This window comes from Tahibacter sp. (assembly GCF_032229445.1).
Lineage (GTDB): Bacteria > Pseudomonadota > Gammaproteobacteria > Xanthomonadales > Rhodanobacteraceae > Tahibacter.
The window spans coordinates 1-15,568 of sequence record NZ_JAVTWC010000038.1 but is presented as its reverse complement, the minus strand read 5'-3'; the positions used below and the strand labels follow the sequence as shown (position 1 = coordinate 15,568).

Genomic DNA, 15,568 nt, shown 5'->3' with positions numbered 1-15,568 from the left:
TTTCCCGTGGTGGTGGAGAGTGTGGCCCTTGGGCCATGCACCAGATCTCCACAACCCTGGCCAACGCTGCGCGTTGGCCGCCCCCTTAACTTAAGGGGGCTCCAAAGGCCTGAGAGCCTCTGCCGTCCCAATCGTGCCATCACAGATGATGTTGCATCGACCGGTTGATGCCGCCGAGGGTTGCCTTGGGGGCGTAGTTGCGCGCTAGCGCAAGACGGAAGCAAGACGTCAGGAAGCCGGCGCGCCGAAGAGCACGGCGCGGGCTTTGTCGGTGAGTTTGCGCGGCGAGTACGACTCGGTGCCGCTGGCGTAGGCGCGCTGGGTGGCGGGGCGGTTGCGGATGGCTTCGAACCAGCGCTCGATGTTGGGGAAATCGGCCAGGTGCTGCGCGTGAGCGGTATGCGGCACGATCCAGGGATAGCAGGCCATGTCGGCGATGCTGTAGTCGCCGGCGATGAATTCGCGATCCGCGAGGCGCTTGTCGAGCACGCCGTAGAGGCGGGCGGTCTCGCGCGTATAGCGATCGATCGCATACGGCACGGGTTCGGGCGCATAGACGCGGAAATGCCCGTTCTGACCGGCCATCGGGCCGAGACCGCCGACCTGCCAGAACAGCCACTGCATGACATCGGTGCGGCCGCGCAGATCGGTCGGCAGGAAGCGCCCGGTCTTTTCCGCGAGGTAGAGCAGCAGTGCGCCGGATTCGAACACTGCCACGGGTTCGCCGCCGCCCGCTGGAGCGTGGTCGATCAGTGCCGGAATGCGGTTGTTGGGCGAGAACGCGAGGAATTCCGGGCGGAACTGCTCGCCCTTGCCGATATCGACCGGCACGATGCGATGCTCCAGGCCGGTCTCCTCCAGCATCAGGCGCGGCTTGAGCCCGTTCGGCGTGGCCCAGAAATACAACTCGATCATGGCGTGCTCCGGATAGATGAAGCGGCCAGCATAGAATCTTCACTGGTCTGCCTGAAGCGCCAGGATAGCGAAGAGCCATGGATCCAGTGTTCGCGTTTCCGCTACATCTTCCCGGGCCGGGTTCGCGCCAGCTGCTGCGTGCTTTGCACGGTCAGTTGCGCGCGGCAATCCTCGACGGCCGGCTGCGTCCGGGCCAGCGTCTGCCCTCGTCGCGCGCGGTTGCGCAGGCTTACGCTATCTCGCGCAATACTGCAGTGGCGGTCTACGACTTGCTGCTCAGCGAAGGCTATCTGCGCACGCGACGCGCGAGCGGCGTCTATGTCGCCGACGAGCAGGCCGCCGCCGCACCGGCCGGTGAATCCGAACGAGCGGCGCTCGCGCAGCGGCACCTTGCTGCGCGCTGGCGCGACGCGATTGACGGGACGGCGATCGTTGGCGGCGGCGTTTTCCGCCTCGGCGTGCCCGAGCTGAGCCTGTTTCCGTTCGATGTCTGGCGGCGACTCGGCGCGCGTGCGCTGCGCCAGTTCGCGCGCCTGCCCGCCGACTACGCGCCGGCGCAGGGACGTGAGGCGCTGCTTCACGCGGTCGCGCAGCATGTCGCCTTCGCGCGCGCCGTCGCCTGCCGCGCGGACGATCTGGTCATCACGTCGGGCGCGCAGCAGGCGTTCGATCTGCTCGCGCGCGTGCTGGTCACGCCGGGCCGCACCGCGGTCGCGGTCGAGGAACCCGGCTATCCGCCGCTGCGCACTGCGTTCGCTGCCGCCGGGGCGACTCTGGTGCCGGTGGGTGTCGACGGCGAAGGCCTGCAGGTGGAGCTCTTGCCGCGCGACCTGCGCGTGATCTGCGTGACGCCGTCGCACCAGTTTCCGCTGGCCTGCGCCATGTCGGCACGCCGGCGCGCGGAGCTGCTGCAGTTCGCGCGCAGCCGCGACGCGGTCGTCATCGAGGACGACTATGACGGCGAATTCCGCTATGCCGAGCGACCGCTCGACGCGCTGCAGACGCTGGACCGCGGCGAGCGCGTGTTCTACGTCGGCACATTCTCCAAGAGCCTGTTCCCGGGTCTGCGTCTGGGCTATGTCGTGGCGCCGGCCTGGGCGCGCGCGGCGTTGATTCGGGCCAAGCAGGCGAGCGACTCCCACAGCGACGTGCTGGCACAGGACACGCTCGCGGCCTTTATCGCCGAAGGGCATCTCGCGCGCCATGTGCGACGCATGCAGGCGGTCTATGCGCAGCGCCGCGTTGCGCTGCTGCACGGTCTGCAGCGGCAGTTCGGCGGGCTGCTCGAGCCTTTGCCGTCGCTGGCCGGTCTGCATCTGGCGGCCGGTGTCGTGGCAGGTGCCGCTGTCCCCGCATGGGTGACGCGAGCCGACGGCGATCCCGCGCGACCTGCGACGCTGCGGCGTTTCCAGTCCGAAGACGGCGGCCGTGCCGGCCTCGTGTTCGGCTTCGGCGTGGCCGACGCCGCGGCGATAGGGCCGGCGCTGGCGCAACTGCGGCACGCGTGGAACGGCTGAAGCGTTGCTGCCGTTCGGCACGGCAGGAACACCCAGCGTGCAGTTCTGGTCAGTGCGAGACAGATCGGATACTGTACCCCAGTATCCTACGGGCCAACGCCATGCCGCATTCGCCAGCCGAGAAGAAACGTGTATTGGCCCGTGTCGGCCGCATACGCGGACAGACCGAAGCCTTGCAGCGCGCGCTGGAGCAGGGCGCCGAATGCGCCGCGGTGCTGCAGCAGATCGCCGCGCTGCGCGGGGCGGTCAACGGACTCATGGCCCAGGTGCTCGAAAGCCATCTGCGCGAAGAGCTCGGTCAGCCGGCGGTGTCGGCACGACAGCGGCAGACTCGTGTCGACGACGCGGTCGCGCTGGTGCGTTCGTACTTGAAGTGAATGTCCTGGCGGCCGGGCACCGCCTGCACCGTTTTTCCAGAAACCGGGAGTGTCGCCATGAAGAGTCGTGCCGCCGTTGCATTCGAAGCGGGCAAGCCGCTGCAGATCGTCGAGATCGACGTGGAGCCGCCGCGCAAGGGCGAAGTGCTGGTACGCATCAGTGCGACCGGCGTCTGCCACACCGATGCGTTCACGCTGAGCGGCGACGATCCCGAAGGCCTGTTCCCCGCCGTGCTCGGGCACGAAGGCGGCGGCATTGTGGTGGAGGTCGGTGAAGGCGTGACCGGCCTCGTGCCTGGTGATCATGTGATTCCGCTGTATACGGCAGAGTGCCGCGAGTGCAAGTTCTGCAAGTCCGGCAAAACCAATCTCTGTCAGGCCGTGCGCGCGACCCAGGGCAAGGGCCTGATGCCCGACGGCACGACGCGTTTCTCCTACAACGGCCAGCCGATCTTCCACTACATGGGCTGCAGCACGTTCAGCGAATACACCGTGGTTCCGGAGATCTCGCTGGCCAAAGTCAATCCGGCCGCACCGCTGGAGAAGGTCTGTCTGCTGGGTTGCGGCGTCACGACCGGCATCGGCGCGGTACACAACACGGCCAAGGTCAAGCCGGGCGACAGCGTCGCCGTGTTCGGTCTCGGCGGCATCGGCCTCGCGGTGATCCAGGGGGCCGTGCAGGCCAAGGCCGGTCGCATCGTCGCGGTCGATACCAATCCCGGCAAGTTCGAACTTGCGCGGCAGATGGGTGCCACCGATTGCGTCAATCCGAAGGACTACGACAGGCCGGTCCAGGACGTCATCGTCGGCCTGACCGACGGCGGCGTGGACTTCAGCTTCGAGTGCATCGGCAATGTCGACGTGATGCGCGCAGCGCTCGAGTGCTGCCACAAGGGCTGGGGCGAAAGCATCATCATCGGCGTGGCCGGTGCCGGTCAGGAAATCCGCACGCGGCCGTTCCAGCTCGTCACCGGACGCGTCTGGCGCGGCACCGCGTTCGGCGGCGTCAAGGGGCGCACCCAGCTGCCCGGCATGGTCGAGCAGGCCATGGCCGGCGAGATCCAGCTCGACCCCTTCATCACGCACAACCTGCCGCTGGACCGCATCAACGAGGCTTTCGACCTGATGCACGAAGGGAAATCCATTCGTACGGTCATCCACTTCTGATGGACATCAACCTGCAGCGAATCGAATCGCATGCCTGCCACGGCGGCGTGCAGCAAGTCTGGCAGCACGACTCGGCGACGCTCGGCTGCAGCCTGCGCTTCGGTGTTTACCTGCCGCCGCAGGCGCAGCAGAGGATGTGTCCGGTGCTGTACTGGCTCAGCGGGCTGACCTGCACCGAACAGAACTTCATCACCAAGGCCGGTGCGCAGCGGTATGCCGCGGCGCACGGCCTCATCCTGGTCTCGCCGGATACGAGCCCGCGCGGCGAAGCGGTGGCGAATGCCGACGCCTACGACCTGGGCCAGGGCGCCGGTTTCTACCTCAACGCGACGCAGTCCCCCTGGGCGGCGCACTACCGCATGCACGACTACGTCGTCGAGGAACTGCCGGCACTCGTCGAATCGCAGTTTCCCGCAACCACGGCGCGCGCGCTCAGCGGCCATTCGATGGGCGGTCACGGCGCCCTGGTGCTCGCGCTGCGCAATCCTGGACGGTATCGCAGCGTGTCGGCGTTCTCGCCGATCGTCGCGCCGAGCCGCGTGCCCTGGGGCGAGAAGGCGTTCACCGCGTACCTCGGCGAGGATCGGGCGGACTGGCGTGAATGGGATGCGTGCGCACTGGTCGCTGGCGCCACCGAACGCCTTCCGCTTCTGATCGATCAGGGCGAGGCGGACGAGTTCCTGGCGACGCAGTTGCGTCCGGATCTGCTCGAGCAGGCCTGCGCGGCGGCGGGCCACCCGTTGCTGCTGCGCCGGCGCGCCGGCTACGACCACAGCTACTACTTCATCGCCAGCTTCATCGGCGAGCATGTTGCGCATCATGCGGCGGCGCTGGGCGGGCGCGCACCGGAGCAGGCCTGAACAGCCCGGGCTGACCGGAGCAGCGGAGGACACGCATGGGCAGGATTGCAGTGATGGGTGCCGGCAGCATCGGCTGTTATGTAGGCGGACGCCTCGCGGCGGCGGGCGCGGATGTCGTGCTGATCGGCCGCGAAAGGCTGGGCCGCGAAATCGCAGCGCATGGCCTGCGCCTGAGCGACTACCGCGGCGCGAGCATCGTACTGCGTCCGAATCAGCTGACCTATGCCACCGCCGTGACCGCCGCGGCGGAGGCGGACTTGATCCTCGTCACGGTGAAATCCGCCGGCACGGCGGGTGCGGCGCAGGAACTCGCTCGCACGTTGCCATCCGACGCGATCGTGATCAGCCTGCAGAACGGCTTGGGCAATGCGTCGACGCTGAGACAGCACCTGCCGACGCAAACGGTGCTCGCCGGCATGGTGCCCTTCAACGTCGTACAGCGTGGCGAAGGCGCGTTCCACCAGGGCACCGAAGGCGACCTGGAGGTCGAGTGGCATCTGCGCCTCGCAGCCTATGCCGCCGTATTCGAGTGCGCCGGTTTGCCGCTGCAACGGCATGACGACCTGTGCCCGGTGCAATGGGCCAAACTGCTGCTCAATCTCAACAACCCGGTCAACGCGCTGTCAGACCTGCCGCTCAAACAGCAACTGTCGCAGCGCGCGTATCGCCGCTGCCTCGCGCTGGCCCAGCGCGAAGGGCTGGACCTGCTGGCTGTATCGGGCATCGTGCCGGCCAGGCTCACGCGTCTGCCGGCGCGTTGGATTCCGCGCGTGCTGGATTTGCCGGATACGGTGTTCCGTCTCGTCGCGGCCGGCATGCTTGCGATCGACCCGCTTGCCCGTTCATCCATGTGGGAGGACTTGCAGGCCGGGCGCACGACCGAAATCGACTGGATCAACGGCGAGATCGTGCATCTGGCCGAACGCCTGGGCCGCACGGCGCCGGTCAATGCCACGCTGGTCGCGCTCGTGCATGCGGCCGAGCAGGGCGGCCGGAGGCAGTGGGGCGGGGCTGAACTGCTCGCTCACTTGAAACAGGCTGCGGATACGTAGCGAGCGCATGTCGGCGCGAGACGTGGCGGGCCATTGGCGCCGACGCCACGGACCAGTGCTGCGCGCGGCGGTCCGCCCGCGGTGCCGCCGCTCTGCCGCTGACGCGCTCGCGCCGTCCTGCTCTATCATGCGCGCCTTTGCCGAGGACCCCAGACCATGAGCGACACGCCTCCCGACCGCCTTGATGGCGACCCGCGCAGCAAATTCCATGACGCCGCCGCATTCGAGCGCGGCATTGGCATCCGCTTCAACGGCAAGGAACGCGCTGACGTCGAGGAATATTGCGTCAGCGAAGGCTGGATCCGGGTCCCGGCGGGCAAGGCGCGCGACCGTCGTGGCAATCCGATGACGCTCAAGATCAAGGGCGAGGTCCTCGCCTACTACCGCGATGCCGAGCCCGCAAGCAAGGCAGAAGAATGACACCGCTTGGACCCTGTCCCCCAAGCGCGTGAACGCGCTTGGGGGACAGAGTTGGGTGAGGGGGAGAAACGTCAGCCGAACGGGCAACTCTGACTTTCTCGGCTTCGCTTACTGCATGTCTTCGCCGATGCGAGGCAGCGAAAATCGCGGAAGCGCTGCGGATCTCGACTTCCACCCTTGCTCCAGCCATCTCCCGCGACCACGTCGGGGGAGAGGGGCCAAGCGCGGTGCGGCCTGCTGAATATTTCACTCCTGCCTATTTCTTCTTCTCCGCTTCCTTCTTGACGGCGTCCTTGGCCTGATCGGCAACGCTCGCCGTATTGCCGTTCTTGACGGGACACGCCGTCGGCAGCGGGCCCTTGCCGTTGCCGCAGCCACCGGTCTGCTGGGCGAAGCCCCACAGGTGGCTGAAGTTCGCCGGTGCGCCGTTGGGAAAGCCCATCGGCGTCGTGCCGTTCACGAACTGCTGCTGCGTGTGGCAGGTAAAGCAGTTGTTGCCATTGCCCTGGATGAAGGTCTCCAACGTCGTGTTGGCGTTTTCCTTGGATCCTGCGAAGTTGCTCGTGCTCGGCGGCAGAGCGCCGTCGACGGTCCAGAGGTTGCCTGTCATCTGGTAGTTCAGCCAGACCGCCATATCGGCGTACTTCGGCGAGCTCTTGATGAGCCCCTGCAACGTGGACTGCACCGAGCTGTTGAGCGCGATCATGGCGCTGGTGTTGTCGGTCGTGCCGCCACCCTGCGGCGCTACGCGGCAGACCTGGGTCGGATTGACCTTGTTCTGGTTCGGTGGACAGTCGGTGGTGCTGCAGGACGGGTTGTTGAACGACCAGCCGCCTGCCGGCGGCGACTGCGGACTGGTGCAGTCGGGGGCATTGGCGTTGTGTTCGAACGTCGCCCAGATGAATTCCGGATGTGTCGGCGTGTTGACGACGAGATGGAAACCGACGAGTCCCATCGTAACCGGCTGGCAGCTGTCGCCGACCACGCCCTGAATCGTATACATGGTTTTCGGTGCTGCGCCGCTGAACGTGCGCCAGGCCGCCTTGAGCTCGACCGATCCGGCTGGCAGGGCAGTGGTCTTCGGCGCGGACGTGATGCAGGTCGTGTTGTTGAAGTCGCAGCCGGTGATGAAGTCGTATTCGGTCTGGTTCACCCACATGCTGTAGTACACGACGTTCTTGTTCTGGTCGTACAGCGGATCGCCGGTGGCCTGGTCGTCCGAGCCGGCATCCACGCCCGCGCCTTTGGGCACGCGCGGACGCAGGAACAGTTTCTTCGCGTCAGCCGCTGCGGCCTTCGGGCTCGCCGAGCACGGCGCGCTGGGCTGCTGTCCCCACGGCGTCACCGGCGTTCCGGCTGGTACGAAGATGCCGTATTCCGGCATCCAGTTCTCGAACTCGCGGCCGCCGCCGGCCGCTGGCTGCACGACGTCGATAAAGGCCTGCCAGGCAAACTGGTGGAACAGGCAGTCGGTCTGGCCGCCGCCGCCCACGTCGGCCGGAAAGCTCGGGCTGGTGAACCAGCTCGCGCTGGCATTGCACGGCGTCTGTGCGAAAGCGGTCTGGCCCAGCAACAGCAGGGCGGCACCGGACAACCAGTGCGTCATACGAGCACTCATGGCTTTTCTCCCCACGGGGTTGGCTTAAGTTGCACTCGGCGTATCACAGTGCGCAACTGTGATTTGGATACATTGATTCAATTTTACGACTACGGCAACCACAAGCGCGAAACCGCGCCGGCGCCTGTCAGTCGTCGGCGATCCTGCCCGGTGGCGAGCGGGGGGGGGGCGGGCGGCCGAATCGGAAGGTGGGGTGCGGAGGATGCCCGGTACATGACGCAGACGTTAAGGGCGGGTTTCGCTACGCCGGGCACAGCGATTCCGTTCAGCAACGTAACGGCACTGTGAAGCGCTGAATCTTCTGTCAATTCAATAGATTAACTGAATTGGTTCAGAAACCGCCTGAAACTGGCAGGAAACATCTCAACCCCATTGATCTGTAACGGAAATTCTCCTTGACAGTCTCAGGGGCTGAGACTAGTGTGGGCGCTGGTGTGTTTTGGTGGGAAATTGTGGGAAGGGTGTCCGGAAATGTTTCAAGGTGAAACCGCGATCACGATCGACGACAAGGGCCGGCTCGCTCTGCCGACAGCCTATCGCGAGCTGATTGCCGGGATCTCCGCCGGGCGTCTGGTGTTCACCTACAACCCGTTCGAAAACGGATGTCTGTGGCTGTTTCCGCTCGGCGAATGGGAAACCGTCCGCGATCAGGTCAACGCGCTGCCAAACGTCAAGGCAGTGCACCGGTCGCTGCAGATGAAGCTGGTCGGTGCCGCGGCCCACGTCGAGCCCGACAGCGCCAGCCGAATCCTGGTGCCGGCGAGCCAGCGAATGGCGGCCGGGATCGACAAGAAAGCCGTGTTGCTCGGCATGGGCGCGAAATTCGAGTTGTGGAGCGAGCAGGCGCACCTCGCGAAGATCCGCCAGACCATAGGCGAGGACGAGATCAGCGACGCGATGATGAACCTGAAGTTGTAGCGGAACCAACGGACCGGGGTGGAGCAGGGTGAAGCAGGACACGCTCAGGCACGTCCCGGTCATGTTGGCGGAAGCGGTGGACGCGCTTGCCGTGAAGCCGGACGGCGTCTACCTCGATGGCACCTTTGGCCGCGGCGGGCATGCGCGCGAGGTGTTGAAACGGCTGGGTGCCGGGGGGCGCCTGTTGTTGCTGGACCGCGATCCGCAGGCGATTGCCTCGGCGCGCGCCGAATTCGGCCAGGACCCGCGTGTACAGGTACGCCACGGCAGTTTCGCCGAGTTGGCGGAATGGGACGCGACGGAGAGGGGTGTGGACGGTGTGCTGCTCGATATCGGTGTGTCGTCGCCCCAGCTGGACGATCCGCAGCGCGGATTCAGCTTCCAGGCCGACGCGCCGCTCGACATGCGCATGGATACCAGCCAGGGCGAGAGCGCAGCCGACTACCTGGCCCGCGCGACCGAGGAAGACATCGCCAACGTGCTCTACGAATACGGCGAGGAGCGCATGAGTCGGCGCATCGCGCGCTGGATCGTCGAGCGCCGTCACGACACCCCGATCCGCACGACCTCCGCGCTGGCGGAGCTTTGTGCGCGCGCGATTCCGAAGCGCGAACCCGGCAAGCATCCGGCCACACGCACCTTCCAGGCGCTGCGCATTGCCGTGAACGGTGAGCTGGAGGCGCTGCAGCGCGGCCTCGACGGCGCGCGCCGCCGCCTCAACGCCGGCGGTCGCCTCGCGGTGATCAGCTTCCATTCGCTGGAAGACCGCATCGTCAAGCAGTTCATCCGCAGCCATTCGCAGCCGCCGCCGGGCCGGCGCGGCCTGCCGCCGCCGCCGCACGAAGCGCTGACCTTGTGCGCGATCGGTGCTGCGCGGCAGCCCGGCGCAGAAGAGATCGAGCGCAATCCACGTGCGCGCAGCGCCGTGCTGCGCGTCGCCGAACGACTGCCGGAGCCCCCCGCATGAAGCGCGTCGGGTTCGTGCTGTTCGCCTTGCTGCTGCTGGCCGATATCGCCAGCGCGATCGGCGTCGTCTACCAGCGCCACGACAGTCGCGTGCTTTTCATCGAGCTGACCCGGCTCAACAAGGAGCGTGACGAAATGAATTTCGAGTACGGACGCCTGCAGCTGGAGCAGTCCACCTGGGCCGAGCCCAACCGCATCGAGCAGGTCGCGCGCGGCCAGCTCGGCATGGACTCGGCCGATCCGGCCGACGTGGTGATCGTGCGCCGTTGATGAACATGTCGCCACGACCGCGCGAATCCGCCGAAGCCAACACGCGCAACGCCACCGCGACTGCGATGCGCGCGGCGGCGCGCGCGCGGCCGGTCAACCTCAAGGCGCGCCTGTCCACGGTGCTGATGCTGCTGACCCTGGCCGGCACCGGCCTGGTCGTGCGCGCGGTCGACCTGCAGGTCGTGCGCAAGGACTTCTACCAGGAACAGGGCGATGCGCGTCATCTGCGCGAAGTGCCGATCGCGGTATCGCGCGGCGCCGTGCTCGACCGCAACGGCGAGCCGCTGGCCGTGTCCACGCCGGTGGAATCGATCTGGGTCAATCCGCAGGAGCTGCTGCAGCACACCGGTCGTATCCCCGAGCTCGCCTCGGCGCTCGCCATCGACGAGGCCGTGCTGCGGCAGAAGCTGGACCAGCGCGCCGACAAGGAATTCCTGTATCTCAAGCGGCACCTGAATCCGGACGATGCGAAGCTGATCCTCGACCGCAAGATCCCGGGCGTCAGCGCGCAGCGCGAATTCCGCCGCTACTACCCCAGCGGCGAAGTCATGGCACATGTGCTGGGCTTCACCAATATCGACGATCGCGGCCAGGAAGGGCTGGAACTCGCGTTCGACGAATGGCTCGCCGGAAAGCCCGGCGCCAAGCGCGTGATCCGCGACCGTCTCGGCCATGTGGTCGAAGACGTCGAGCTGCTGCGCGAGCCGCAGCCGGGCCGCGACCTGACCCTGTCGATCGACCGGCGCATACAGTACCTGGCCTATCGCCAGCTCAAGCGCACGCTGCTCGAGCATGGCGCGAGTTCGGGCTCCATCGTCGTGCTCGACGCGCGCAACGGCGAGATCCTCGCGACCGTCAACCAGCCTTCCTACAACCCCAACGCCGTCAACAACGGCGACACCGCGAGCCGGCGCAACCGTGCTCTAACCGACGTGGTTGAGCCAGGCTCAACGGTGAAGGCCTTCACCATCGCTGCGGCGCTGGAGGCCGGCAAGTGGAAGCCGAACACGCCGATCGATACCTCGCCGGGCACCATGCCGCTGGCCGGGCACATCATTCGCGACACCAGCAACAAGGGCCTGCTCGACGTCACTGGCGTGCTGACGCGTTCGAGCAACATAGGCGCGGCGAAGATCGCCCTGACCCTGTCGAATGAACACCTCTACGACGTGTTCAAGCGCTTCGGCTTCGGCGAAAGCACCGGCAGCGGCTTTCCGGGCGAAGCGCCGGGCGTGCTGCCAATCGCCCGGAGTTGGGGCGTTGTGGAAAAAGCTACCATATCTTATGGCTACGGCCTCAGCGTCACGCCGATGCAGCTCGCCCAGGCCTATGCGGTACTGGCAGACGGCGGTCGTCTGCGTGCGCCGACCTTCGTCAAGGGTGCGCAGAACCCCGACACCGCCGTGCTCGACCCGAACATCGTGCGCACCATCGTCGGAATGCTCGAAACCGTGATCACGCCGGCCGGTACGGGCCTGCGCGCCGCGGTGCGCAACTACCGCGTCGCCGGCAAGACCGGCACCTCGCGCCGTGCGGTGGCCGGCGGCTACGAAAGCCGCTACATCTCGACGTTCGCCGGTCTGGCTCCGGCGAGCAATCCGCGTCTGGTCACGGTCGTCGTGATCCACGATCCACAAGGCGCCTACACCGGCGGGATGGTCGCTGCGCCGGCGTTCAGTCGCGTCATGGACGGCGCGCTGCGCCTGCTCGACGTGCCGCCAGACAATGTGGAAAAGTGGTACGCCGACGGAACCGGCAACTGGGCTCCGATCGAGGCCGGCGACGCCGCGCCGGAATACGCGCCAGGCGCGACCAGTTTCGAGGAAGGGGTACCCGAATGACGGCGCCCCCGATGCACGCATTCGCGATCGGCGTCGCCCCGCTCGGCGCCCTTCGTCCGGTTGCCCCGGCGGCGTTGGCGCGGACTGTGGCGGTCCTGGAGGACCGGACACCCGCGCCGCCCGCCCTTATCGCCCGGCCACCACGCCGACTGCAGGCGGTGCGTCCGTGCTGACCCTGCGACTGAGCGAAATCGCCGTGTGGACACGCGGTCATCTGGCCGGCGCCGATGTGGCCGTCACCGGCGTGGCTACCGATACGCGTTGCCTGCGTGGCGGGGAACTGTTCGTCGCGCTCAAGGGCGAGCGTGTCGACGCGCATGATTTCCTGGTCGCCGCGCAGCAGGCCGGTGCGGCCGCGGCACTTGTCGCGCGCAAGGTCGACGCGGCGCTGCCGCAGATCGTCGTCGCCGACACCGAGCGCGCGCTCGGCGATCTTGCCGCCGCGACGCGGACGCGCATCGATGCACGCGTGATCGGCATCACCGGTTCCAACGGCAAGACCACGGTCAAGACCCTGACCGCGGCCATCCTTGCGCGTCGCGGTCCGACGCACTGGACCCCGGGTAATCTCAACAACGAGATCGGCCTGCCGCTGACCCTGCTCGCGCTGCCGCCGCAGACCGAATTCGCCGTGCTCGAAATGGGCGCCGGCAAGCCCGGCGACATCGCCTACCTGGCCGCGATCGCGCGGCCTGACGTGGCGCTGGTCAACAACATCGCGCCGGCGCACCTCGAGCGCATGAAGACACTGGCGGGTGTGGCCGAAACCAAGGGCGCGCTGTATGAGGCGCTGCCCGATGACGGCATTGCCGTGATCAACGGTGAGGATCCCTTCGCCAGCCGGTTCGCGGAGCTCGCCGGATCGCGCCGCATGCTGCGTTTCGGCTTTTCTTCCGGGTTCGACCTCTGGGCCGATGCGCTGCAACTCGGTGTGCGCTCGCGCTTCCGCCTGCATACACCGCAGGGCAGCGCCGACATCGATCTGCCGCTGGCCGGGCGCCACAATGTCTCCAACGCACTGGCCGCCGCGTCGATCGCGCACGCACTCGAGGTACCGCTGGCGCTTATACAGGCGGGCCTCGAACAGGCGCCCGCGGTAGCGGGACGGCTCGTGCGCCACGAGACCACGGCGGGCTGGACGCTGATCGACGATAGCTACAACGCGAATCCCGGCTCTGCCGCCGCCGCGATCGACACGCTGGTGCTGCAGCCGGGCGATGCCTGGCTCGTGCTCGGCGACATGAAGGAACTGGGCACGGACGCCAGCGCGCTGCACGCGCGCATCGGCGCGCACGCGCGCGCCGCTGGCGTGCGCCGCCTCTACGCCACCGGCGAGTTGAGCCGCGCCGCTGTGCTTGCCTTCGGTGACGGCGGCCGTCACTTCGCCGGCCAGGCGGAACTCATCGACGCGCTGCGGGCGGAGGTCCGCGCCGGTGTCTGCTGCCTGGTCAAGGGCTCACGCTCCTCTGCGATGGATCGCGTGGTCGCGGCGCTGCTGGGTGCGCAGGGGGACTCTCATGCTGCTTGAACTCGCCCGCTGGCTGACGCCCTATGTCAGCGCCTTCCATGTCGTGCAGTACCTGACCTTCCGCGCCATCATGGCGACGCTGACGGCGCTGGTCGTGTCACTGCTGGTCGGGCCGGGCATGATCCGCCGCCTGTCGGCGCTCAAGGCCGGTCAGGTGATCCGCCAGGATGGTCCTCAGTCGCATCTGTCCAAGGCCGGTACGCCGACCATGGGCGGCGCGCTGATCCTCGCGTCGATCGCCGCGTCGACGCTGCTGTGGGCCGATCTGCGCAACCGCTATGTGTGGCTCGTGCTGGCAGTGACCGTCGTGTTCGGTGCGATCGGTTTCTACGACGACTACACGAAACTGGTGCTCAAGGACAGCCGCGGCCTGGCCGCGCGCTGGAAATACTTCTGGCAGTCGATCGGAGGGCTCGGCGCCGCGCTGTTCCTCTTCTACACGGCCGATGTGCCGGCTGCCACCGCTCTGTACCTGCCCCTGTTCAAGCAGGTCGCGCTGCCGCTCGGCGCGTTCTTCTTCGTGCTGCTGGGCTATCTGATGATCGTCGGTTTCTCCAATGCGGTGAACCTGACAGACGGCCTGGACGGACTGGCCATCATGCCCAGCGTGCTCGTCGCCTGCGCGCTCGGCGTGTTCGCATACCTCGCCGGCAACGCGGTGTTTTCCAATTACCTGCAGATTCCGGCCGTGCCCGGCGCGGGCGAACTGACCATCTACTGCGGCGCGCTGGCCGGCGCTGGCCTCGGCTTCCTGTGGTTCAACACGTATCCGGCACAGGTATTCATGGGCGACATCGGCGCGCTGGCGATTGGCGCCGCGCTCGGGCTCATCGCCGTGATCGTGCGCCAGGAAGTCGCGCTGCTGATCATGGGCGGCGTCTTCGTCATGGAAACCGCGTCGGTCATGCTGCAAGTCGCGAGTTTCAAGCTGACCGGCAAGCGCCTGTTCCGTATGGCGCCGATCCACCACCACTTCGAACTCAAAGGCTGGCCCGAGCCACGCGTCATCGTGCGCTTCTGGATCATCAGCGTCGTGCTGGTGCTGATCGGTCTCGCCACGTTGAAGGTGCGCTGATGAGCGAAAGCCAGGCCACCCGCCGCAGCGAACTGCCCGGTCGCTATGACCGCGGCCTGTTGCTGGCCGCGCTGGGCCTGGCCGGTCTGGGTGTGGTCATGGTCGCGTCGAGTTCGATTCCGGTCGCCGACAATCAGCACATCGGCCCTTTCTACTACGTCACGCGTCACCTGATTTTCCTGCTGCTGGGCCTGGGCCTCGCGATCGGCGCGATGCGGCTGGAACTGGAGACCGTGGAGCGCCACAGCGGTATCGTGCTGCTGATCGGTTTTGCGCTGCTGCTGTCGGTATTCGTGCCCGGTGTGGGCATGCGCATCAACGGCGCACTGCGCTGGATCCATCTGGGTATCTCGGGCTTCCAGCCGGTCGAGGCCTTCAAGCTGCTGTTGATCGCCTACCTGTCCAGCTATCTGGTGCGCCATCGCGAGAGCGTGCAGCGCAACTTTTTCGGCGTGATCAAACCGATCGCGGTGTCCGGTGTCGGCGTGGTGCTGCTGCTGGCGCAGCCGGACTTCGGTTCCGCCGCGCTGATCGGTGCGCTGACGGTCGGTCTTATCTGGCTCGGCGGCGCGCGCATGCGCAACCTGGTTTTCCTCGGCCTGCCGATGATGCCGGTGATGGCCTGGGCAGCGATGTACGCGGAGTACCGCATCAAGCGCCTGACTTCGTTTCGCGATCCCTTTCTCGATCCATTCGGCGACGGCTATCAGCTGGCCCAGGCGCTGATCGCGGTGGGCCGCGGCGAGTGGTTCGGCGTTGGTCTCGGCGGCTCGGTACAGAAACTGTTCTATCTGCCCGAAGCGCATACCGACTTCATTCTTGCCGTGCTGGCCGAGGAGCTGGGTCTGTTCGGCATCCTGCTGGTGCTGGGGCTGTTTGCCTGGCTCTGCGGCCGCGGCCTGCTGATCGGCGCGCGCGCAGTACAGCGTGGCCTGAATTTCCAGGGCTATGTCGCGTTCGGCATCTCGCTGTGCATCGCGCTGCAGGAGCTGGTATCGATCGGCGTGAATCTCGGAGTGCTGCCGACGAAGTGACTGACCCTGA

The 15,568-nt window shown here is 66.8% G+C and carries 15 protein-coding genes; 13 read left to right on the top strand and 2 right to left on the bottom strand.

From position 1 onward, the window contains the following. Nucleotides 1–228: 228 nt before the first annotated feature. Entirely contained in the window at nt 229–915 is a 687-nt protein-coding gene (locus RUU78_RS07985) for a glutathione S-transferase N-terminal domain-containing protein (protein WP_313915378.1), read from the bottom strand. A gap of 77 nt (nt 916–992) precedes the next feature. On the opposite strand from RUU78_RS07985, the gene RUU78_RS07980 reads away from it, so the two are divergent. From RUU78_RS07980 to RUU78_RS07955, 6 genes are all read left to right on the top strand, one after another. Beyond that, nucleotides 993–2,432, top strand: a complete 1,440-nt coding sequence (locus tag RUU78_RS07980; protein ID WP_313915376.1) for a PLP-dependent aminotransferase family protein — start codon at nt 993–995, stop codon at nt 2,430–2,432. Between the two features lie 101 nt (nt 2,433–2,533). Then, nucleotides 2,534–2,809: a formaldehyde-responsive transcriptional repressor FrmR gene (gene frmR / locus RUU78_RS07975; protein ID WP_313915374.1), complete on the top strand. Its 276-nt coding sequence runs from the start codon at nt 2,534–2,536 to the stop codon at nt 2,807–2,809. Nucleotides 2,810–2,866: 57 nt separating this feature from the next. Continuing rightward, entirely contained in the window at nt 2,867–3,976 is a 1,110-nt protein-coding gene (locus RUU78_RS07970; protein ID WP_313915372.1) for an S-(hydroxymethyl)glutathione dehydrogenase/class III alcohol dehydrogenase, read from the top strand. A gap of 11 nt (nt 3,977–3,987) precedes the next feature. Beyond that, nucleotides 3,988–4,836 (top strand): S-formylglutathione hydrolase, encoded by an 849-nt coding sequence (fghA, locus tag RUU78_RS07965; protein WP_313915516.1) that lies wholly within the window; start codon nt 3,988–3,990, stop codon nt 4,834–4,836. 35 nt (nt 4,837–4,871) lie between these two features. Next, nucleotides 4,872–5,888 (top strand): 2-dehydropantoate 2-reductase, encoded by a 1,017-nt coding sequence (locus RUU78_RS07960; RefSeq protein ID WP_313915370.1) that lies wholly within the window; start codon nt 4,872–4,874, stop codon nt 5,886–5,888. Nucleotides 5,889–6,044: 156 nt separating this feature from the next. Continuing rightward, nucleotides 6,045–6,308, top strand: coding sequence for a DUF3297 family protein (locus RUU78_RS07955; protein WP_313915369.1), 264 nt, complete (start codon nt 6,045–6,047; stop codon nt 6,306–6,308). 256 nt (nt 6,309–6,564) lie between these two features. Here the strand turns inward: RUU78_RS07955 and RUU78_RS07950 are convergent, their stop codons facing one another. Next, nucleotides 6,565–7,926, bottom strand: a complete 1,362-nt coding sequence (locus tag RUU78_RS07950; RefSeq protein WP_313915367.1) for a hypothetical protein — start codon at nt 7,924–7,926, stop codon at nt 6,565–6,567. A gap of 471 nt (nt 7,927–8,397) precedes the next feature. Between RUU78_RS07950 and mraZ the strand changes: the two genes are divergently transcribed. From mraZ to ftsW, 7 genes are all read left to right on the top strand, one after another. Next, the gene (mraZ, locus tag RUU78_RS07945; protein WP_313915514.1) at nt 8,398–8,844 is read left to right on the top strand and encodes a division/cell wall cluster transcriptional repressor MraZ; all 447 of its coding nucleotides are present in this window, start codon (nt 8,398–8,400) and stop codon (nt 8,842–8,844) included. Between the two features lie 28 nt (nt 8,845–8,872). Next, on the top strand, nt 8,873–9,811 hold the full coding sequence (gene rsmH / locus RUU78_RS07940; RefSeq protein WP_313915365.1) for a 16S rRNA (cytosine(1402)-N(4))-methyltransferase RsmH: 939 nt from the start codon (nt 8,873–8,875) through the stop codon (nt 9,809–9,811). Then, the gene (gene ftsL, locus RUU78_RS07935) at nt 9,808–10,080 is read left to right on the top strand and encodes a cell division protein FtsL (protein ID WP_313915363.1); all 273 of its coding nucleotides are present in this window, start codon (nt 9,808–9,810) and stop codon (nt 10,078–10,080) included. The genes rsmH and ftsL overlap by 4 nt, the downstream gene beginning before the upstream one ends. Before the next feature lie 5 nt (nt 10,081–10,085). After that, nucleotides 10,086–11,921, top strand: a complete 1,836-nt coding sequence (locus RUU78_RS07930; RefSeq protein ID WP_313915362.1) for a penicillin-binding protein 2 — start codon at nt 10,086–10,088, stop codon at nt 11,919–11,921. Between the two features lie 169 nt (nt 11,922–12,090). After that, on the top strand, nt 12,091–13,449 hold the full coding sequence (murF, locus tag RUU78_RS07925; protein ID WP_313915512.1) for a UDP-N-acetylmuramoyl-tripeptide--D-alanyl-D-alanine ligase: 1,359 nt from the start codon (nt 12,091–12,093) through the stop codon (nt 13,447–13,449). After that, nucleotides 13,439–14,524, top strand: coding sequence for a phospho-N-acetylmuramoyl-pentapeptide-transferase (gene mraY / locus RUU78_RS07920; protein WP_313915360.1), 1,086 nt, complete (start codon nt 13,439–13,441; stop codon nt 14,522–14,524). The genes murF and mraY overlap by 11 nt, the downstream gene beginning before the upstream one ends. After that, the gene (gene ftsW, locus RUU78_RS07915) at nt 14,524–15,558 is read left to right on the top strand and encodes a putative lipid II flippase FtsW (protein ID WP_313915358.1); all 1,035 of its coding nucleotides are present in this window, start codon (nt 14,524–14,526) and stop codon (nt 15,556–15,558) included. Before mraY ends, ftsW begins: the two co-directional genes overlap by 1 nt. Nucleotides 15,559–15,568 lie beyond the last annotated feature (10 nt).